The organism is Streptomyces qinglanensis, assembly GCF_900111245.1.
Classification (GTDB): Bacteria; Actinomycetota; Actinomycetes; order Streptomycetales; family Streptomycetaceae; genus Streptomyces; species Streptomyces qinglanensis.
Genome location: NZ_FOGO01000010.1, coordinates 17,469 through 37,559 on the forward strand (window position 1 = coordinate 17,469; position 20,091 = coordinate 37,559).

The 20,091-nt window shown below is 72.6% G+C and carries 18 protein-coding genes and 1 riboswitch; of the genes, 8 read left to right on the forward strand and 10 right to left on the reverse strand.

Annotation, left to right across the window (positions count from 1 at the left end):
• Nucleotides 1-58 precede the first annotated feature (58 nt).
• The 3 genes from BMX65_RS20765 to BMX65_RS20775 form a co-directional block, all read right to left on the reverse strand.
• Nucleotides 59-1,057, reverse strand: a complete 999-nt coding sequence (locus BMX65_RS20765; RefSeq protein ID WP_075001863.1) for an ABC transporter permease — start codon at nucleotides 1,055-1,057, stop codon at nucleotides 59-61.
• Nucleotides 1,058-1,373: 316 nt separating this feature from the next.
• The gene (locus BMX65_RS20770) at nucleotides 1,374-2,174 is read right to left on the reverse strand and encodes an enhanced serine sensitivity protein SseB C-terminal domain-containing protein (RefSeq protein WP_075001864.1); all 801 of its coding nucleotides are present in this window, start codon (nucleotides 2,172-2,174) and stop codon (nucleotides 1,374-1,376) included.
• 195 nt (nucleotides 2,175-2,369) lie between these two features.
• Entirely contained in the window at nucleotides 2,370-3,176 is an 807-nt protein-coding gene (locus tag BMX65_RS20775; protein WP_075001865.1) for an enhanced serine sensitivity protein SseB, read from the reverse strand.
• Between the two features lie 201 nt (nucleotides 3,177-3,377).
• Between BMX65_RS20775 and BMX65_RS32525 the strand changes: the two genes are divergently transcribed.
• Nucleotides 3,378-3,962 (forward strand): hypothetical protein, encoded by a 585-nt coding sequence (locus BMX65_RS32525; protein ID WP_075001866.1) that lies wholly within the window; start codon nucleotides 3,378-3,380, stop codon nucleotides 3,960-3,962.
• On the opposite strand, the gene BMX65_RS20785 is transcribed toward BMX65_RS32525, so the two are convergent.
• Nucleotides 3,940-4,779, reverse strand: a complete 840-nt coding sequence (locus tag BMX65_RS20785; RefSeq protein WP_420856838.1) for an AAA family ATPase — start codon at nucleotides 4,777-4,779, stop codon at nucleotides 3,940-3,942. The two genes, BMX65_RS32525 and BMX65_RS20785, sit on opposite strands and share 23 nt — an antisense overlap.
• Nucleotides 4,780-4,931: 152 nt before the next feature.
• A riboswitch (glycine riboswitch) is annotated at nucleotides 4,932-5,043 on the forward strand.
• 184 nt (nucleotides 5,044-5,227) lie between these two features.
• Between BMX65_RS20785 and gcvT the strand changes: the two genes are divergently transcribed.
• From gcvT to BMX65_RS20805, 4 genes are all read left to right on the forward strand, one after another.
• On the forward strand, nucleotides 5,228-6,355 hold the full coding sequence (gcvT, locus tag BMX65_RS20790) for a glycine cleavage system aminomethyltransferase GcvT (RefSeq protein WP_075001867.1): 1,128 nt from the start codon (nucleotides 5,228-5,230) through the stop codon (nucleotides 6,353-6,355).
• Nucleotides 6,356-6,448: 93 nt separating this feature from the next.
• Complete coding sequence (gene gcvH / locus BMX65_RS20795; RefSeq protein WP_075001868.1) at nucleotides 6,449-6,829, forward strand: glycine cleavage system protein GcvH; 381 nt, start codon at nucleotides 6,449-6,451, stop codon at nucleotides 6,827-6,829.
• A gap of 67 nt (nucleotides 6,830-6,896) precedes the next feature.
• Nucleotides 6,897-8,171 (forward strand): serine hydroxymethyltransferase, encoded by a 1,275-nt coding sequence (gene glyA / locus BMX65_RS20800; RefSeq protein WP_075001869.1) that lies wholly within the window; start codon nucleotides 6,897-6,899, stop codon nucleotides 8,169-8,171.
• Between the two features lie 133 nt (nucleotides 8,172-8,304).
• Entirely contained in the window at nucleotides 8,305-9,687 is a 1,383-nt protein-coding gene (locus BMX65_RS20805; RefSeq protein ID WP_075001870.1) for an L-serine ammonia-lyase, read from the forward strand.
• A gap of 163 nt (nucleotides 9,688-9,850) precedes the next feature.
• On the opposite strand, the gene BMX65_RS20810 is transcribed toward BMX65_RS20805, so the two are convergent.
• A complete protein-coding gene (locus BMX65_RS20810; protein WP_143081872.1) occupies nucleotides 9,851-10,678 on the reverse strand; it encodes a hypothetical protein in 828 nt (275 codons plus the stop codon).
• Nucleotides 10,679-11,024: 346 nt separating this feature from the next.
• Here BMX65_RS20810 and BMX65_RS20815 point away from each other — a divergent pair, with 346 nt between their 5' ends.
• Nucleotides 11,025-11,297: a hypothetical protein gene (locus BMX65_RS20815; protein WP_075001872.1), complete on the forward strand. Its 273-nt coding sequence runs from the start codon at nucleotides 11,025-11,027 to the stop codon at nucleotides 11,295-11,297.
• Complete coding sequence (locus BMX65_RS20820; RefSeq protein WP_075001873.1) at nucleotides 11,294-11,686, forward strand: type II toxin-antitoxin system VapC family toxin; 393 nt, start codon at nucleotides 11,294-11,296, stop codon at nucleotides 11,684-11,686. The genes BMX65_RS20815 and BMX65_RS20820 overlap by 4 nt, the downstream gene beginning before the upstream one ends.
• 230 nt (nucleotides 11,687-11,916) lie before the next feature.
• On the opposite strand, the gene BMX65_RS20825 is transcribed toward BMX65_RS20820, so the two are convergent.
• The 3 genes from BMX65_RS20825 to BMX65_RS20835 all read right to left on the reverse strand — a co-directional run bounded on the left by BMX65_RS20825 (nucleotide 11,917) and on the right by BMX65_RS20835 (nucleotide 15,425).
• Nucleotides 11,917-13,497 (reverse strand): sigma-70 family RNA polymerase sigma factor, encoded by a 1,581-nt coding sequence (locus BMX65_RS20825; protein WP_075001874.1) that lies wholly within the window; start codon nucleotides 13,495-13,497, stop codon nucleotides 11,917-11,919.
• 213 nt (nucleotides 13,498-13,710) lie between these two features.
• Nucleotides 13,711-14,382 (reverse strand): NAD(P)-dependent oxidoreductase, encoded by a 672-nt coding sequence (locus BMX65_RS20830; RefSeq protein ID WP_079172009.1) that lies wholly within the window; start codon nucleotides 14,380-14,382, stop codon nucleotides 13,711-13,713.
• The gene (locus tag BMX65_RS20835; protein WP_075001875.1) at nucleotides 14,379-15,425 is read right to left on the reverse strand and encodes an EamA family transporter; all 1,047 of its coding nucleotides are present in this window, start codon (nucleotides 15,423-15,425) and stop codon (nucleotides 14,379-14,381) included. Before BMX65_RS20835 ends, BMX65_RS20830 begins: the two co-directional genes overlap by 4 nt.
• 78 nt (nucleotides 15,426-15,503) lie before the next feature.
• Here BMX65_RS20835 and BMX65_RS20840 point away from each other — a divergent pair, with 78 nt between their 5' ends.
• The gene (locus BMX65_RS20840) at nucleotides 15,504-16,394 is read left to right on the forward strand and encodes a LysR family transcriptional regulator (RefSeq protein ID WP_075001876.1); all 891 of its coding nucleotides are present in this window, start codon (nucleotides 15,504-15,506) and stop codon (nucleotides 16,392-16,394) included.
• A 52-nt stretch (nucleotides 16,395-16,446) separates the two neighbouring features.
• Here BMX65_RS20840 and BMX65_RS20845 read toward each other — a convergent pair whose 3' ends face one another.
• Together BMX65_RS20845 and BMX65_RS20850 are read right to left on the reverse strand one after the other, a co-directional pair.
• On the reverse strand, nucleotides 16,447-18,723 hold the full coding sequence (locus BMX65_RS20845; protein WP_177214314.1) for an MMPL family transporter: 2,277 nt from the start codon (nucleotides 18,721-18,723) through the stop codon (nucleotides 16,447-16,449).
• 174 nt (nucleotides 18,724-18,897) lie between these two features.
• A complete protein-coding gene (locus tag BMX65_RS20850) occupies nucleotides 18,898-20,049 on the reverse strand; it encodes a cation diffusion facilitator family transporter (RefSeq protein ID WP_075001877.1) in 1,152 nt (383 codons plus the stop codon).
• Nucleotides 20,050-20,091 lie beyond the last annotated feature (42 nt).

A 20,091-nucleotide genomic window follows, 5' to 3' on the forward strand; every position in this document is an offset into this window, starting at 1 on the left:
CTCCGTGATAGGTCACGGCCCGCACGGGCTGGGCGGGTCCGGGGTCTGGGATGGGGGATCAACGGGTGCCCTTCGGGTCCAGTGCGTCGCGTACGCCGTCGCCGAAGAGGTTGAAGGCGAGCACCGTGATGAAGATGGCGACGCCGGGAATGATCATGTACATCGGGTCGGACTCGTAGTACGTCACCGCGTCCGAGAGCATCGAGCCCCACGAGGCGGTCGGCGGCTTGACGCCAACGCCCAGGAAGCTGAGGGCCGCCTCGGTGAGGATGTTGGTCGGGATCATCAGCGTCATGTAGACGGTGATCGGCGCGACCAGGTTGGGCAGCAGTTCCTTGCCGATGATGTAGCCGCGGCCGGCGCCCAGGCTGCGGGCGGCCTCGATGTACTCGCGCTCGCGCAGCGAGAGCACCTGGCCGCGCACGATCCGGCCGATGTAGGGCCAGCCGAAGAAGCCGATCACCAGGATCATCACCAGCAGCCGCACACCCGTGCCGGTCAGGCCGAGCAGGTCGTTGGGCATGACGGAGATCAGGGAGATGATGAACAGGAGCTGCGGGAAGGCCAGCAGCATGTCCATCACCCGGCTGATCAGCGCGTCCAGCCAGCCGCCGAAGTAGCCGGCGAGGGTGCCCAGGACGGTGCCGAAGATGACGGCGACGAAGGCCGAGAGGAAGCCGACCAGGATCGAGACGCGCGCTCCGTAGACGATCCGGGTGAGGATGTCGCGGCCGCTGACCGGCTCCACTCCGAGCAGGTGGTCGGCGGACATTCCGCCCAGCGCACCCTTGGGGGTGCTGAAGAGCGGGTCGATCAGGTCTTCATGGCGCTCGTTCGGCGACTGTCCGGTCAGTGCCGCGAGCACCGGGGCGAAGATCGCGAGCAGGACCAGCAGCAGCACGATCGTGCCGCCGAGCAGCGCCACCTTGTCCCGCTTGAGCCGCTCCCAGGCGATCCGGCCGAGTGAGCGGCCCTCGATCGCCTTCTCAGGCTTGCTGGGTGCCGGCTCCACGGTCGCGGTTTTCGCGGCCGTTTCCTCGTGCAGTGGTGCCGTCATCGTGTTGGGGACCCCTTCTCGACCGGCAGTTGACCAGTCCACGCACACCGCTGTAGCGGCCAGAGTTCAGAAGACATTCGAAAGCCGTTGTGGGTGGGAGGCCGGCTGCGGCCTTCCGGTGGCTTATGGCTCGGGAGTCTTCATCGCGCTCAGGATCAGTCGCCAGACCTCCCGGGGAAAGGATGCGCAACTGTGATGTGACGCGGCATGTTCCGTTATGCGGACGGAAATTGACGTTGAGCGGTGTGGAGGCCGGGATTTTGTCCTGATCTGGACCGTCTGCGGATCCGGAAATACGTCCGGATTCCGCCCCTGCTCAGAAGGCGCGCGGGTAGCCGTAACCGGCGCCGGGAGCCGGTGGCCGAGAAGCGTCGTAACCGGCCGGAGCGTGTGCGTCCCGGTCGAAGAACGGCCGGGACTGACTGCGCATCCACATGGCCACGGGGTCGTAGTCGTCCGCCATCGCGACGCTGGAGACGGGGAGCCCGTCCGGCACCGCGAGCACCGACTGGGCCATCATCCGGCGGGCCGCCTCGATCGAGGCGGGGGCGCTGTCGTAGAGGTCGAGGCCGACGGCCAGGTACGGGACACCCAGCGCGGGCCGCACCCAGGCGCGGCGCAGCGAGCGGACCACGGGGGTCCGGTGGGCGTTCTGCGTCAGCAGCGCATAGAACTGCGGGATCTCCAGGGTCGGCTCGCTGATCCGCAGTGGCCCGGCGGGAAGCTGGTCGAGGCCGACAGCGATCCGCCGCAGGTCGAGCCAGGGGATGCCGACGCCGCCGCCGGGAGCGTGCGGATTCAGCCAGATCCCCCAGCGGTCGGCGAAGAGGGCCGCGGCGATCTCCCGTCCGGCGACGACCTCGTGGGCGCGGTTCCAGCCGGAGGCCGCCAGCTCCTGGGCCGAGGTGACACAGGGCGCGTAGCCGTACCCCGCGACGTCCATGTTGCCGTACTGCGCGTCGGGGGACCCGGCCTGCCCGTTCCACAGCAGCATCCACACCTGGCTGCCGGCGAGCGCCTGGAGCAAGGACTCGTAGTTCTCGTAGCTCTCGTAGGTGCCGTGCCCGCCGGGCGCCACCCGCCGCAGCAGCGTCTCGACGCTCTCACCCGCGCTCACCTGGGCCGCCTTTCCACCTCTGCCGCCGTTCCTGGCTCGTCGCCCCGCACCGCCATCCAACCAGCTTACGAGCGGACCGGGACATCGGTACTCGTACTCAGCTCGGGGCCGGCAACCGGCGTGCACCGCTCCGCATCCGGGCCGCCGACGGCACCTCACCGGCACCGCGGGCCCCTACCGCCCCTCGCACCGAGCTCAGCGGTGGCTCTCGCGGTCGTAGAACGGGCGTACGCACTGCCGCAGCCAGTCCACGACCGGGTCGTCGGCCGCGTCGAGCAGCACCATCTGGACCGGCCAGCGCACCGGCGCCACGTGCAGCGCCCTGCCGAGCGCGTCGTGCGCCGCCTGCCGGGCCTCCGGATCGAGGAGGTCGAGCTCTATCCCGACGAACAGGCCGGGGGGATCGCCCTCGGTGCTGGCGAGACCCCGGCGCGCGGTGCGTACGGCCGGGAGCGCGGCGAACTCCGCCGAGACCGCGGCGAGGAAGGCGAGCGGATCGTCCTGCCAGTCCGGCTCGAACAGCCGCACCCGGGCGCCCCGCACAGCCCCGGTGGCGGCCTGCTCGGCGGGAGTGTTCGCGCACAGTTCGGCGACGGCCTCGGCGGACAGCGGAACCCCCACCGTCCCCTCCGGGTTCACGGCGATGCCCACCCCCGCGGGGAGGCCGCGCGCGAATTCCCTGACCGGCGCGACGGTGAAGGACACATGCGTGCCGACGACGCTCAGGAACTGCTGCTCGGAGCTGAAGACCGGCACATGGACCGCGCCGTCCAACTCGATGGTCGGCAGATCCAGTTCCCGGCTCTCCCGGTCGCCGCCCTCCGGCAGCGGGACCCAGACGCTGCTGCGGCCCAGCACCTCCAGCAGCCGGGCACCCGCGTGCGGCACCTGGAGCGAGGCGGCCAGGGCTTCCTCCAGCTCGTTGCCGGGCCAGCCGCCCCCGTGCCCGGGCCCGAAGTGCTGCGGCTGCTGGGGCTGCGAGGGCTGCGAGGGACCTGTCATACGGCAAAGCCTATCCATGATCCCCGCCCGCCCGGAGGGGCCCCGGGGCACCGCTGCCGAGCCCTGGAAGAACCGGGATGAACCGGGATGAACCGGGATGAACACGAACAGCGACACCCCGGTTGCGTTCCGCACCGAATGCCCGAAAGGTGGACTGCGTCCCCATACGTGCCAACCGGCACGCCCATCGGAGGAGAGCACATGCGTGTGAACAGGATCGCCGTCACCGTCACCCTGGCCGGCTCGCTCGCCCTCGGCGCGGCGGGCGCGGCCGCCGCCGCGCCGGTGGCCGGCCACGCCCCGGGGCAGCGGCCCGGCGTCCAGCAGCCCGCCGGACCGGCATCCGGGACGGAGCAGGCCAAGCCGAAGCCGTCGGACGACCAGGGCATGGGGCAGGCGGCGCCGCAGCAGAAGCCCGCCGCACCCCAGCAGGACCCGATGGCGCAGCACAAGCTCCCGAAGCCGCCCGCGCCCGGCGGGAAGCCGTCCGACCAGCAGCAGCCGGCGAAGCCGCCCAAGCCCACGAAGCCGCCGAAGCCGTCGAAGCCGTCGGATGCGGCCCAGGAGCAGCAGTCCGCGAAGCCGTCCGGGCCCGCCAAGCCCGGGAAGCCCGGGAAGCCCGGGAAGCCCGGAAAGCCGGCCGGGCCCGCCGGACCGGCGAAGCCCGCCGCTCAGCAGCCCCCGCAGGAGCAGGCGCCCGGCAAGCCGGCACTGGGCCAGGCCGGGCAGCCGCAGTCCCCCGCGCAGCAGCTCGGCAAGCCGGTCACCCCGGCAGCGGGCCGCTGATCCCGGTCACTCCCTGAGCCCGGTCACCGATGTCCCCGTCCGCGGCCCCGGCGCCCCTCGCGGGTGCCGGGGCCGCGGGCCTCCGCTCGGCTCCGGGCGGCGGCAGGGACGGCGGCCCGGTCGGGTCCGGCGGCCCCGCCCACCGGGAGAGCACCATCGGCACCGCGGCGGGCAGCGGCTCGAAGAGCACGGACCGCACCCCGTGGGCCGCCTCCCGGTCCAGCAGCACCGAGGAGACACAGCCGCGCGGCAGCCGTCCGGCCTCGGCGGCGGCCCGCAGCCCGCCGACCGCGCGCAGATGCCGCCGGAAGGCGTACCCGGTCACTCGCCTGCCCCGCGCGGTCTGCCCGGCCAGCGCGTCCCCGGCGGGGACGTCGAGCAGCAGCAGGTGGAGCGACCGCCCGCGCCGCACCGCGTCCCGGGCCAGCCAGCGGCGCACCCAGCTCTGCGTGCCGCAGTCGTGCACCATGACGGCCGCACCCGAGCCCAGCGCCGTGCGCAGCGCCGCGTAGTGCGCGAGCCGCACCAGCGGGCGGTAGGCGCCGTAGGGCAGCCAGCGCGGCATCCGCGCCTCCCAGCGTTCGCGGGCGTCCTGCGAGTCGATGCGCACCGCATCGGACCGGGCCGGGACCGCGCGCCGGATCAGGGTGGACTTGCCGCCGCCCGGCAGCCCGGAGACCACCACCACGTCCCCCGCCGGATAGCGCAGCGTCCACGGCCCGGCGGTACGGCGCAGATCGTGCCGGACCTCGGCGCGGGCTGCGGGGCCCGCTCGCGCGCCCCTCGGTACGGCTCCTGCACGGCACGGGCTGCCCACTGGATCTCCCTCCCCTGGCGGCTGTTCGGCCGCCGCCCCAAGTATGTAAAGAAGGAGTAATGCGGTTCAAGGTGAACAGCTCCTCCACAGGGGCAGCCACAGCCCACCCACCCGTGCCATGATGTGCGCAGTCAAACTGCATACCGGCCGTTCGAACCCGCGCGGGAGAGTCCCCGGCATGCGTGTGCAGTACGCGCAGGCCAGGGCGCCGAAGGAGCAAGATCCTCCCTTGAATCTCTCAGGCCCCGTTACCGCGCAGGCTAGGCAGATCTGAAAAGCGGACCGCTGCGCTCCCGCCCCGGCGCGGGCCGGCGTTCCCACCCAAGGTGCAAGCCGGGCTCCAGCCGTTCGGGAGCTGTCGGCGAACCTCTCAGGTTCCGATGACAGATGGGGAGGACATCCACGTCATATCCCCTTTCGGGGACTCATCGGGACTCTGGGAGCCTGCATGACTGAGCCACCGGCCATCCGAAAAACCGCGCTGGACGCCACACACCGGGCGCTGGGCGCCACCATGACCGACTTCGCGGGCTGGGACATGCCGCTGCGCTACGGCAGTGAGCGCGAGGAGCATCTGGCCGTGCGCTCGACCGCCGGCCTCTTCGACCTCTCGCACATGGGCGAGATCACCCTGACCGGGCCGCAGGCCGCCGAACTGCTGGACCACGCGCTGGTCGGCAACCTGTCCAAGCTGGCGGTCGGCCGCGCCCGCTACACCATGATCTGCGACGCGGACGGCGGCATCCTCGACGATCTGATCGTCTACCGGCTGGACGACCAGGAGTACCTGGTCGTGGCCAACGCGTCCAACGCGCAGACGGTGCTGGACGCGCTGGTCGCGCGGCAGGACGGCTTCGGTGCCGAGGTGCGGGACGACCGCGACAGCTATGCGCTCATCGCGGTGCAGGGCCCGGCGGCCGCGGGCATCCTCAAGCAGCTGACCGGCTTCGACGTGGACGGGCTGCGCTACTACGCCGGTGAGCGCGACATGGTCGCCGGCAAGTCGGCGCTGATCGCCCGCACCGGGTACACCGGCGAGGACGGCTTCGAGCTGTTCGTCTCGCCCGGTGACGCCGTCGCGGTCTGGGAGGCACTGACCGAGGCGGGCCGGGAGGCCGGGCTCACCCCGTGCGGGCTGAGCTGCCGGGACACCCTCCGCCTGGAGGCGGGCATGCCGCTGTACGGGCATGAGCTGTCCACCGCACTGACGCCGTTCGACGCGGGGCTGGGCAGGATCGTCAAGTTCGAGAAGACCGCGAACGAGGGACGCTTCGTGGGCCGGGACGCGCTGGCGGCGGCCGCCGAGAAGGCCGCGACCGCGCCGCCGCGCAAGCTGGTCGGGCTGGTGTCCGAGGGGCGCCGGGTGCCACGCGCCGGGTACCCCGTGGTCGCCGGGGGCGCGGTTGTGGGCGAAGTCACCTCCGGGGCGCCGTCGCCGACGCTGGGCAAGCCGATCGCCATGGCGTACGTGGACGCGGCACACGCCGAGCCCGGCACGGAGGGGGTCGCGGTCGACATCCGGGGCTCCCACGAGCCGTACGAGGTCGTGGCGCTGCCCTTCTACAAGCGGGCCTGAGCACCCGCCGCCCCGCCGAGGGGCGACCCGCCCCCCGTTCCACCTGCCAAGACCGTGTTCACTGCACCTTTCGCATCCGGGAGAATCAGACTCATGAGCAACCCCCAGCAGCTCCGCTACAGCAAGGAGCACGAGTGGCTGTCGGCCGCCGATGACGGCGTCGCGACGGTCGGTATCACCGAGCACGCCGCCAACGCCCTCGGCGACGTCGTCTTCGTCCAGCTCCCCGAGGTCGGTGACACCGTCACCGCGGGCGAGACCTGCGGCGAACTGGAGTCCACCAAGTCCGTCAGCGACCTCTACTCCCCCGCCTCCGGTGAGATCACCGAGATCAACCAGGACGTGGTGGACGACCCGGCGCTGGTCAACTCCGCCCCGCTGGAGGGCGGCTGGCTGTTCAAGGTGAAGGTCGACGCGCTGCCCGACGACCTGCTCTCGGCCGACGAGTACGCCGCATTCGCCTCGGGCAACTGAGGCGTCCGCCTCGGGGGACCGAGGCAGCTTGCCCACCCCGCCGCCACTTCCCAGGGACGGTTCTTCCATGTCGCTTCTGAACGGCTCTCTCCACGAGGTCGACCCCGACGTCGCCGCCGCCGTCGACGCCGAACTCCACCGCCAGCAGTCCACCCTCGAGATGATCGCCTCGGAGAACTTCGCTCCGGTCGCCTCCATGGAGGCCCAGGGCTCGGTCCTCACGAACAAGTACGCCGAGGGCTACCCCGGGCGCCGCTACTACGGCGGCTGCGAGTACGTCGACGTGGTCGAGGACCTGGCCCGCGACCGGATCAAGGCGCTGTTCGGCGCCGAGGCCGCCAACGTGCAGCCGCACTCCGGTGCCCAGGCGAACGCCGCCGCGATGTTCGCGCTGCTCAAGCCGGGCGACACCATTCTGGGCCTGGATCTGGCGCACGGTGGGCACCTCACCCACGGCATGAAGATCAACTTTTCCGGCAAGCTCTACAACGTCGCCGCCTACAAGGTCGACGAGCAGACCGGCCGGGTCGACATGGACGAGGTCGAGCGGCTGGCCAAGGAGCACCGCCCGCAGCTGATCATCGCGGGCTGGTCCGCCTACCCGCGCCAGCTCGACTTCGCCGCCTTCCGCCGCATCGCCGACGAGGTCGGTGCGCTGCTGATGGTGGACATGGCGCACTTCGCCGGCCTCGTCGCCGCCGGGCTGCACCCGAGCCCGGTGCCGTACGCGGACATCGTCACGACCACCACGCACAAGACCCTCGGCGGTCCGCGCGGCGGGGTGATCCTGTCGAAGAAGGAGTACGCCAAGAAGATCAACTCCGCGGTCTTCCCGGGTCAGCAGGGCGGTCCGCTGGAGCACGTGATCGCCGCGAAGGCGGTCGCCTTCAAGGTCGCCGCCAGCGACGACTTCAAGGACCGCCAGCGGCGCACGCTCTCCGGCGCGCGGATCCTCGCCGAGCGCCTGCTGCGCGAGGACACCGTCGGCGCCGGCGTCTCGGTGCTCTCCGGCGGCACGGACGTCCACCTGGTCCTGGTCGACCTGCGCAACAGCGAGCTGGACGGGCAGCAGGCCGAGGACCGGCTCCACGACGTCGGCATCACCGTCAACCGCAACGCCGTCCCCAACGACCCGCGGCCCCCGATGGTGACCTCGGGCCTGCGCATCGGGACGCCCGCGCTGGCGACCCGCGGCTTCCAGGACGAGGACTTCGCCGAGGTCGCCGACATCATCGCCGAGGCCCTGCTGCCGGGCTTCGACGACACCAAGGGCAAGGCGCTCGCCGCGCGGGTCACCGCCCTCGCGGAGAAGCACCCGCTCTACCCCACGCTGGGCAAGTAGTCCTCCGCAGGACTCCCCGGAGCCCCCAGCGGGGCTCCCTCCCCGCCGGAGGGGCCGCACCCGGCCCCTCCGGCACCCACCGCTCCGCACCAGGACCCGACCCGCTGGCCCGCCAAGGGCTTGGAGCCGCACCATGGCAATCTCGGTCTTCGACCTGTTCTCGATCGGCATCGGCCCCTCCAGTTCCCACACCGTGGGCCCGATGCGCGCTGCCCGCATGTTCGCGCGCCGGCTGAAGAACGAGGGCGCGCTGGCGCACACCGCCTCGGTGCGCGCCGAACTGTTCGGTTCCCTCGGCGCGACCGGCCACGGCCACGGCACCCCCAAGGCCGTCCTGCTGGGCCTGGAGGGCGAGTCCCCGCGCACGGTCGACGTGGAGAGCGCCGACGACCGCGTGGCACGGATCCGCGCGGAGGGCCGGCTGCGACTGCTGGCCACCGAGATAGGCGACACGCACGAGATCCCGTTCGACGAGCGCACCCAACTGGTGCTGCACCGGCGCCGCTCCCTCCCCTACCACGCCAACGGCATGACGCTGTTCGCCTACGACGAGGCCGGGACACCGCTGCTGGAGAAGACCTACTACTCGGTGGGCGGCGGCTTCGTCGTCGACGAGGACGCCGTCGGCGAGGACCGCATCAAACTGGACGACACCGTCCTGCGGCACCCCTTCCGCACCGGCGACGAACTGCTGCGCCTCACCCAGGAGACCGGCCTGTCGGTCTCCCGCCTCATGCTGGAGAACGAGAAAGCCTGGCGCACCGAGGACGAGATCCGCGCCGGGCTGCTGGAGATCTGGCAGGTCATGCGGGACTGCGTGGCCCGCGGGCTGACCCAGGAGGGCATCCTGCCCGGTGGCCTCAAGGTGCGCCGCCGCGCCGCCACCTCCGCCCGCCAACTGCGCGCCGAGGGCCAGGTCGAGGCCCACGCCATGGAGTGGACCACCCTCTACGCCATGGCCGTGAACGAGGAGAACGCCGCGGGCGGCCGGGTCGTCACCGCGCCGACCAACGGCGCCGCGGGCATCATCCCCGCCGTCCTGCACTACGCCCACCACTTCGTCCCCGGCGCGGACGACGACGCCGTGGTCCGCTTCCTGCTGGCCGCCGGCGCCATCGGCATGCTCTTCAAGCAGAACGCCTCCATCTCCGGGGCCGAGGTCGGCTGTCAGGGCGAGGTCGGCTCGGCCTGCTCGATGGCCGCCGGCGGCCTCGCCGAGATCCTCGGCGGCAGCCCGGAGCAGGTGGAGAACGCCGCGGAGATCGGCATCGAGCACAACCTGGGCCTCACCTGCGACCCGGTCGGCGGCCTGGTCCAGATCCCCTGCATCGAGCGCAACGGCATGGCCGCGGTCAAGGCCGTCACCGCGGCCCGGATGTCCCTGCGCGGCGACGGCCGCCACCACGTCTCCCTCGACAAGGCCATCAAGACCATGCGCGACACCGGCGCCGACATGAAGGTCAAGTACAAGGAGACGGCCCGCGGCGGGCTCGCGGTGAACGTCATCGAGTGTTGAGGATCCGGGCCCTGACCAGGTGATCCGCGTCCTTCAGCACTGTCACGGGCTCGCTCTTCCGTACGGCGGAACGTTCCTCGGAAGTTCCTGAGACGGGGTTCCTCCCGCTGGCTTGTCCATTTCGCACGACAGCGCTTCCATCGGCCGCCGGCCTGTCTTCAGCTCACGAGGAAGGAGCGGTACGGCGAAGTGGGACGGAGGCCGACGATGCGGTGACCTCGAACGGAGCCGAGTGTCCGGTCGCTCGCAGCGCGTCCCCGGTGACCTCGGTCAGCCACACCGCCACGTCCGGCGTCCATTCCCGTACGTGGAAGACGAACGCTGCGGCCCTTCGCGCGCCCTCGATCAGTGCGCGGGTCCTCGCCCTCCCCGGCAAGGGGGAGAAGTCCGCCGAGGAGAGGATCTCCACTGTCGCCGCCCCGCCCAGTCGCTCCTGGACGGCCCTGTGCACACGGGCGGTCTCTGCGGAGGAATCCCACATCACGGGCGGGGCCGCGGAGACCGTCACGTCGATGGCGATGGACGTCGACGGTGAGGCCAAGGAGAACCATTCCCGCATGTCGTCCAGGTCGTCGGAAGCGTCCCCCGAGGTGATCTGCAAGGGGAGATACGCATACAGCGCGGTGAAAGTCACCGCCCCCACCCGGGTGAGGGCGTCGACAAGCGTGCGCGTCATGGGGAGGACGGGAAGACGCGGGTAGCGGGCATCCTCGTCGGGGATGTCGGCCCGCGCCCACGCGAGTTCCCTGATCCCGTCACCCCCGGACCAGTCGCCGCCCTTGTCGCAGTCGAGCCAGCGGTCGGGAACGTGAAAGAGCTTCTTCCCGCTCGTAGTCCGCCAGCCGTACGGGGCGTACCAGCCGTATGCGTCCGCCCGTACGAGCGCGAGGTCCAGCACTTTCTCGCGGAACGCGTCCTGATGGCTGTCCTCGAGATGGCTGTCCTCGAGCCAGGGATGCCGGTCGAGGGTCCCGTGTACTCCGACGGTCATTCCACTGTGCATGAAGATTCCCCCCGACCCGGGCCCGCCAGAACTGCACCGCACACCAGGAAAGCACAGGTCCGGTGTGTTCCCGCCGCTCGTCACGGCGGGCGCCGTGCTCGCAGGACGGTGTCGTGGGTGTGGTGCGTGCCCGCGGGGGCCGGGGTGGTGCGGGGGGCGGGTCTCGTCGGCCAGGAGCTGCCAGCCGGGGCCGAGGAGCCCGGCGATGTCGTGGGGCTGGTGGTACTCGGCGGGGTCGAAGGAGTCCCGCCGGTCCGCGGCGAGGTCGCGGGGCGGCGCTGCTGTGAGTCGGGCATCACCGGGTCATTAACAAGATTTTTGTTAAACTCGGCTCATGGATACTTCCTCCGCTCCCGGCGAAGGCCCCGTCCGTCCGGTCTCCGTATCCCTCCACGAGGGCACCATCGCCGCGCTCAGGGCACGTACCGGCAAGGGGGGCATGTCCGCCTACGTCGAAGCGATCATCCAGCGCCAGCTGGAGCGGGACCGCGTACGCGAGCTCATCGAGGATGCCGAGACCGAGCACGGCCCGGTGGACCACGCGGCGGTCGAGAGCAAGCGGGCCATCCTGCGTGGTGACTCGGCCGACGCGGCGGACGCCGCGTGAGCGGGACCCTCGTCCTGGACTGCGAGGGGCTCTCCAAGCTCGTACAACGCTCGCCTGAAGTCACCGAATGGCTGGCTGCGGCAGAGGCCGAGGACATCCGCGTGGTCTCCAGCTCCGTCACGCTGGTCGAAGCCCGTCACCCCAGGATCCACCAGGCCCGCTTCGACTTCGCCGTCTCCCGCGTCAACGTCGTTCCACCCACTGAGCGCATCGCCCGGCACGCCAGCAGACTCCTGGCCACTGCCGACCTGCACGGCCACAAGCACGCCCTCGACGCCATCGTGGCCGCCACCGCGCTCGCCTCACCCACTCCCGTGACCGCCTTGACGTCGGACCCCGAGGACCTTCGCACGCTGTGCGGCACCGGCGTCCGGATCGTCAAGGTCTGACTTCCCCGGCAGTGCCTCCCCACATGGCACGGCCCTCCAGTCGCAGTCGCCACCTCGCGCCGCCCGCGGCCGGTCGGCGGAGGGGTCATCCATGGCACCGGTCCCGCCCACGAGGAGACGCCCGGCCGTGACGGGCACGAGAGGCCCAAGCCCCGCAACGGCCTCGGCCTGTGCCGGGCCCGGTTTCGCGGCGGACTCGGCAGTCCGGCCGGCGTGCCGTGGCGCCGGGTTCAGCCCTTCGACGCGAACGCCTGGGTCCACCAGGGGCCGCCCTGTGCGTCGTGGTAGCCGACGCCGATCTCCTTGTAGGAGCAGTTGAGGATGTTGGCCCGGTGCCCGGGGCTGTTCATCCAGCCCTCCATGACCTGGGCCGGTGTGCGCTGGCCGCGGGCTATGTTCTCGCCGACGGTGCTCCACCGGTAGCCGGCCGCGGTGATGCGGTCGCCCGGGCCCTTGCCGTCGGGGCTCTGGTGGGAGAAGTAGTCGCGGGCGTCCATGTCGCGGGAGTGCCCGAGCGCGGCCTTGTCCAGGGTCGCGTTGTTGCTGACGGGACCGCATCCCTTCTTGGCACGTTCCGCGTTGACCAGGCTCGTCACCTGCTGCGCGTAGCTCCCGCCGGCCGGGTCGGCGGGCGGCGGCGCCGGGGTGGCGGGCGTACGGCGCGGGGTGCGGCGGGGCGCGGTGCGGGAGGGCGAGGGACTGGCCGACGTGGACCGGGGGGACGCGGAGGGCGAGGGGGAGGCGGACGAGGAGCTCGGGGACGGACTCGACGACGGGCTGGGCCGGGAGAGGGACCGGATCCCGTCGCCGGAGCGGGTCGGCGATGCGGTGGAGCGGTCCTCGGGCGGATCGGGGATCAGCAGGAAGGCTCCGGTGCCGCCCGCCGCCGCCAGCACGGCGGCGACGGCGAGGGCCGTGCGCCGTCGGGCGCGCCGTCCGCGCTGCTGTGCCCGGCGTGCCGACGCGCGGCCGGGCGCGGAGTCCAGGGAGTGTCCGGCTGCGGTCGGCTCGGCCGCCACCTCCGAGTCCCCCAGCTTCCAGCGGGCGCACAGCGCGGCCGACGGAGGGACCAGCGCGAGTCCGACGAGCAGCCGTTCGGCGGGGACGAGTCCGGACGAGTGGCCGGAGCAGACGGTGCATTCGCGGGCGTGCCGGGCGATCCGCTTGCGCCACAGTCCCGACGGTTCGCCGTCCCACCCTTCGAGGACCGACTGGAGCAGCACGCACGAGGGTTCGGCCGCCAGCGCCCGGACGACGACCCGGCCCACCTCCAACTGCGCCTTCATCCGCTGGACGCGTACGGCGGTGTGCTGGGGGGTGATCTCCAGTGCGGCGGCGACGTCCGCCCTGGTGAGTTCCCCGGTGCTCTCCAGCCACCACAGGGACAGCAGGGTCCGGTCGTCCGGCTCGAGCCACCGGGTGGCTTCGGCCACCTCCCGGCACTGGCCGGAGAGTCCGAGCCGGGTGACGGTCGCGTCGACGAAGTCGGCACGGGGGTCGGGGAGTCCGCGGATCTCGTCGGTGTCCTGCAGCACCCCCGGGTCCTTCCGCCGGTGGCCGCGTATCTGGTTCATGGTGATGGCGGCCAGCCAGGACCTGAAGCGGCCGGGATCCCGCAGGGTGTCCAGCTTGGCGAGCGCGTGCAGCATGGTCTCCTGCGTCACGTCGTCCACGTCGGCGTGTCCGGGCAGACTCCGTCCGACGATGTTGTAGACCAGCGGCAAGGACTTCGCAGCGACCAGTTCCCGCGCCCGTACGTCCCCGGCCTGCGCCGCCTCGATCACGGCGGCGTCGACGACACTGCTGCTCACGTTCTCTCCACTCTCCCTCTGGGCTCGGACATCTGTCCCCACCTATATGGAGACGAGCGGGTCGGACTTCTATAACAGAAATCTCGTCACCGGTTCCGACGGGGAGAGGGAGAGACGTCCGGAGCGGCACGGGCGGCCCTGGCGGGGCCGCCCGGTCCACGGGCGGGCCGGTCGTTTCCCGGTCGGGCCGGACGTGCCCCGGGCGGATGGTGGTCAGTCCGCTTCGCGGTGGACGACCGTGAGGTGGCGGTCGGGCCCGGGGGACTCCAACTCGTCGAGCGCGGCCACCGCCAGATCCTCGGCACTGATCCAGGACCGGCCGTCGGCAGCGGTGAGCATGGTGTCGGTGCCGCGCCGGTAGCGACCGGTGCGGTCGCCGGGCTCCAGCAGACCCGGCGGGCTCAGGTAGACCCAGTCGGCGTGGGCGCTCTCCTGGCAGGCCCGCAACTGGGCCACTCCGGCGGTGGCGACGGGCCGCAGTACGGCCGGCACGTACCGGGGGTTGTCGGCCACCAGCAGCTCGTCGTCCTCCGGGCTGCGCAGCGCCCCGGCGCCGCCGACGACGAGAACGCGTATGCCGCGCCGCGCGGCGATCTCCAGCACCGTGCGCGTGGTGCCGACCAGGAACTCCCGGTCGACCGGCTGGGTCCGTACGGTCAGTACGACGGCGTCCGGTGCACCGGGGCCGGGCGGGTCGGTCAGCGCCTCGCCCAGGGCGTGCGCGTCGCTCAGGTCCACCGCGACGGGTGTCACGTCCGGGTCGTCGCTCGTGGGCTTCCGGGAGACGGCGAGCACCCGGTGCCCGCGCGCCGCGGCCTCCCGGACCGCTCTGCTGCCGACCATTCCGGTGGCGCCGAGCACAGCGATCGTCATCGTCTTCGTCATCGGGGTTGTCCTTCCGGCAGCCGGTCTTCTCGGGCTGCTTGCGGGGGGTCTTCTCGGACGAGGTGCACCCGGTCCTCCGGGAGGGTGCGCGGCCGGTCCACGGGGACCGGGACGGCGGCGGGCGAACCGCGGGTGCGGCGGCGGCCGGACAGAGCCGCGGGCGTGAACTGGGCGGCGAGCATGGCGATCAGGGCGAGGACGAAGCCACCGGTCTGCGGCAGGCTGAGCGACTCGCCCATCGCGAGGCCGATGACCGTCGCGACCAGCGGGGAGAGCAGCACCAGCGGCGCCGACGCGCTGACCGGCAGGGTGGCGATGCCACGGAACCACAGCGCGTAGGCGATCAGTCCGCCCATGCTGCCGAGCCACACGTACCCGGCGACGGCTCCGGCGTCGATGCGCGCGGGTACCCCCTCGACGGCGAGGGTGAGCGGGAGCAGCAGCAGGCCGCCGACCGCCAACTGCCAGCCGGCCAGCGCCATGGGGCCGACGCCCGGGGGCCGCCCCCAGCGCTTGGTGAGGACGACGCCGCCGGCCATGGCGGTGGTGTGCCCGAGCCCGGCGAGCACCCCGACGGGGTCCAGCCGGGCCTGCGGGCCGAGTACGACGAGGCCGACACCGAGCACGCCGAGCACCCCCCAGGCCAGCCGCCACAGCGTCGGCCGTTCGCGGAGCACCGCGATTCCCGCCGCGGCGACGAGCAGCGGCTGGGCGGCGCCGAGTGTGGCGGCCACGCCGCCCGGGAGGCGTTCGGCCGCCGCGAACAGCAGCGGCAGGGCGCCGATGTTGAGGGCGCCGAGGACGACGGCCTTCCACCACCAGTGCCCGCGCGGAAGGACCCGGGTGAAGGCCAGGGCGAGCAGCCCGGCGGGCAGGGCGCGCAGCAGTCCGGCGAACAACGGGTGGCCGGGCGGCAGCAGTTCCGTTGTCACGACGTAGGTGGTGCCCCAGGAAGCGGGGGCGAGCGCGGTCAGCGCGACGGTTGCCGCCCGCTGCGCGGACGAGGGCGGCGTCCCCGGCGACACCTCGGCAGGAGTGTTCATACGGGGAGTGTCGACCGGACAGTGCTATGCATCCAAAGCATGGTTGCGATGACAACTATGAAGCACAACGATTGCCTCATGGATCTCCAGCAGCTCCGGTACGTCGTCGCTCTCGCCGAGACCCGCAACTTCACCCGCGCCGCCGAGCGGTGCCGGGTGGTGCAGTCCTCGCTCAGCCACCGGATCGCCGGGCTCGAACGGGAGCTGGGCGTCACGCTGTTCGCCCGGTCCAGCCGCCGTACGGAACTGACCGGTGCCGGGGCGGCGTTCCTCGTCGGCGCGCGCGAGTGCCTGGCGGCGGCCGACCGCGCGGTCGCCGACGCCGCCGCGGCGGGCGGGTCGGTCCGCGGCCGCCTCGCGGTCGGCATGATCCGGACCACCGCCGCCGTCGACGTGCCCGAACTGCTCCAGCGCTACCGGGCCCGCTACCCGGAGGTGCGGGTGAGCCTGGAGGCGGGCAGCAGTGACGAGTTGGCGGCGGCGGTGCGGAAGGGCGAGCTGGACATCGTCTTCCTCGGCCTGCCGGAGGGCGAACAGCCGGCCGGTGTGGAGAGCCTCGTCCTCGACCGCGACGCGCACGTGCTGGTGGTGCCGGCCGGGCACCGGCTGGCGGGCGCCTCCCGCGTCACCCTGCACGAGGTCGCGGACGAGACGTTCGTGGACTTCCGGGACGGGTCGCCCGGCCGCGCCCAGACCGATCAGGCGTTCGCCGCCGCGGGACTGGCCCGGGACATCGCGTACGAGGCCGGCGTGGCCGAGCTGATCACCCAGCTGATCGCCCGCGGGCTCGGCATCGCGCTGCTGCCGTCGGCGTTCGTGCGGCCGCTGGTCGCCGACGACCCGCAACTGGCCCTGGTCCCGGTGGTCGAGGGACCGCGCCGGGTCGAGTATCTGGCGTGGAGCCGTTTCAACCCCAGCCCGGCCACCCGCGCGCTGCTCGACGTCCTGGGGGCCGGGCCGCGGAGCTGACGGTCCGCGGCCGGCCGCTCGTCCGGGCCCGCACACCCGCGGGGTCCGCGGTTCAGTGCCCGGCACTCCCCCGCGGACTCGGACCCGGCGCCGCCTCCGGCTCGCCCTCGGGCTCCAGCCGCGGCAGCAGCCGGTCCAGCCAGGCGGGGAGCCACCAGGCCCGCTGCCCGAGCAGTGTCATCACCGCCGGTACGAGCAGCAGCCGCACGATCGTGGCGTCGATGAGCACGCTGACGGCCAGCCCGAGGCCCATCATCTTGACCACGATGTTGTCCGTGAGGATGAACGCGGCGAACACGCTGGCCATGATCAGTGCGGCGCAGGTGATGACCCGGGCGGTGCGCTCCAGCCCGTGGGCCACGCTCCCTCTGCTGTCCCCGGTGCGCTCCCACGCGGCCCGCACCCGGGAGAGCAGGAAGACCTCGTAGTCCATGCTCAGCCCGAAGACGATGGCGAACATCATCATCGGCACGTAGCTCTCGATGGGGACCGCGCCCGAGACGCCCAGCGCCGGGCCGCCCCAGCCCCACTGGAAGACGGCGACCAGGACACCGTAGGAGGCGCCGATCGACAGCAGGTTGAGGACGGCCGCTTTGACGGCGACGAGGACACCGCGGAACACGATCAGGATGATGACCAGGGCGAGCGCGACGACCACCCCGATGATGAGCGGGAGCCGGCCGGAGACGAGCTGGACGAAGTCGAGCTGCGCGGCTGTCGTACCGGTCACGTAGGTGTGCGCGGGATATCCCCGCACGGCCCGGGGCAGCACCTCGTCCTTCAGATCGTCGAACAGCCGGGTGGTGGAGGCGTCCTGCGGTCCGCCGCGGGGCACGACGGTGGCGGTCAGGGCGTCGCCGTTCCCGGCGGGCTCCGGCGAGGTGACCCGCGCGGTGCCGGAGGTGCCGTCGAGGGCCTTGCGCACGCTGTCGGAGAGCGCGGCGCGGTCGCCACCGGGTACCGCGCTCTGGTCCACGACGACGGTCAGCGGGCCGTTCTCCCCCGGCCCGAAGCCCGAGGAGAGGAGGTCGTACGCCTTCTTGTCGGTGAAGCCGGGCGGGTCCGCACCGTCGTCGATGTGCGACAGCCGCATCGAGAACACCGGGATCGCCAGCACCGCGACGACCAGGATCCCGCCGAGCAGGAACCACCAGGGCCGCCGCTCGACCCGCTGCGCGTACCGGTGCCAGCCGCCCGCCGCCCGCGCGCCGTCCGCGCCCTCGGGTGCGCTGCCGCCCTCGGCGACGGGCGTGCGCACGCGGTAGCGGTCGATGCGGCCGCCGACGAGGCCGAGCAGCGCCGGCAGCAGGGTGAGGGCTCCGGCGACCGCCGTGACGACCGTGATCCCGGCCGCCAGCCCGAGTTTCCCGATGAACGACACCCGGGAGGCGTACAGCCCGGCGAGGGCGACGACGACCGTGCAGCCCGAGACCACCACCGCGTGGCCGCTGGTGGCCACCGCCCGGCCGGCGGCGCGCACCGGGTCGGTCCCGTCCAGCAGGGTCTGCCGGTGCCGGGTGAGCAGGAAGAGCGCGTAGTCGATCCCGACGCCGATGCCGATCATCGTCGCCAGCGTCGGCGCCACGTCGGCGAAGGCGGCGGCGCGCGCCACCAGGCCCAGGCACCCGAGCCCGACCAGGACCCCGACCAGCGCGACGACCAGCGGGACCCCGGCGGCGAGGACGCTGCCGAAGCCCACCAGGAGCACCACGACCGCCACGGCGAAGCCGATGCCCTCGCTGCGCACATCGTCGGCCTGGGGCCGGGCCAGCTCACCGAGCGGACCGCCGTACTGGACCTCGACGCCCGCCTTGCGCAGCGGCTCGACGGCGCTGTCGACGCCGTCCAGGTACGAGGAGTCCAGCGTGGTCGGGTTCGTGTCGAAGCGGACGGTCAGATAACCGGTGCGGCCGTTCGAGGAGAGCGCACCGGTGGGCTTCGACTCCGGGGTGGCGGGGAGCGGGCTCTGCACGGACAGCACGTGCGGCAGCTTCCGGAGCGAGCCGGCCGCGCTGTCGATCGCGTCCGCACTGCTGGTGAGCGCACGCTCCGTGGAGTGGAGTACGACGTCGGCGGAGACACCGGCCGCGCCCGGGTCGGCCCTGCCCAGCACCTGGAGCCCCTGCTGGGACTGCGCGCTGGAGACCGTGAAGTCGTCCGAGTAGGTCCCGCCCACGGTGGCCTTCAGCGCCTGCAGTCCGCCCAGGGCGACCAGCCACAGCACCAGGACGAGGACGCAGTGCCGGGCGCACCACTCGCCCAGCCTGCGCAGTCGGCCCGCGCCTGCGGACTCCGGTGCCGTGCCGCCCTTGCCGCCAGGCGAGACCATGTGTGCTCCCGGTTGGTGCGTCCGCCGCCCGGCGGCGCGGACAGTTCGAGCCTGCTGGTTGCTGGGAACATAGGACGAGCCGGGGGGCGCCCCGCAGTGCGACACGCGACGGGGTTCCGGTACGACCGGGCGGGGTGGCTGCCGGGGTGCCGCGGGGTACCGGAGGCGCGGTTGTCAGTGCGGTGGTTCTCCGGGCCGGTGGGTGGGCCCGTGGGCGTCCTCGGTGCCGTGGACCTCGGTGCCGGCGCCGCTCTCGCGCGGAGCCCGGGGACGGTCGTCGATCTGGAGCAGCGTGCCGCTGTCGTCCTCCCCCAGGTGGTCGACCTGCAGGGTGGTGTGCGTGATGCCCCAGTCCTCGCGCAGTTGCCGCTGGAGGGCACGGCGCACACCGTGGCAGTCCCCGTCGGGGACGACCAGGACGTGGGCCGAGAGGGCCGGACGGTTGGAGGTGATCTGCCAGATGTGCAGGTCGTGGACCTCGGCGACCTGGCCGGCCGCCGCCATGCGGTCGCCGACCGTGTCCGGGTCGATGCCCGCGGGGGCCGCTTCCAGGAAGATCCTGCCGGAGGCGCGGATGAGTCCGCTGCCCGCCCGGAGCATCAGCGCGACCACCGCGAGGGAGGCCAGCGCGTCCGCGCGGGCGAACCCGGTGGTCAGGACGATCAGTCCGGCCACCGCGGTGCCGAGGAACGCATAGAGGTCGTTGAGGAGGTGCTGGAAGGCCCCTTCGACGTTGAGCGAGGCGCGGTTGGCACGCGAGACGCACCATGTCGCGACGACGTTGACCGCGATCCCGGCCAGAGCCGTCACCAGGACCCAGCCGCCCTCGACCTCCGGTGGCCGGATCAGCCGGCGGACGGCCTCGTAGCCGAGCCAGACCGCCAGCAGCACCAGCGTGAGGCCGTTGGCCTGCGCGGAGAGGATCTCGGCGCGTTTCAGGCCGAAGGTGTAGCCGCCGCGTGCGGGCCGGGCGGCCAGCCGCATCGCCACCAGCGCCAGGACCAGGGAGGCCGCGTCGGTGAGCATGTGCGCCGCGTCGGAGAGCAGCGCCAGCGAACCGGCCGCGAGGCCGACGGCGACCTCGGCGGCCATGAAGGCGACGATCAGCGTCAGCGCGCCTGCCAGCCAACGGCGATCGGCGTCCGCGCGCACCTCGTGTGCATGCCCGCCGTCCCGGTGTCCGTGGTCCTGTTGTCTGTGATCCTGATGCCCGTGGTCCCGGTGTCCGGCGTCCCGGTGTCCGGCGTCCCGGCGTCCGGCGTCCCGGCGTCCGTCGCGGTGTCCGCCGCCGGCCCGGTGCGCACCGGAAGGGTCGTGGTCCTGCACGCGCGTGCCTCCAGAGCGGTCGCCGAGGTGCGGAGCCGCGGA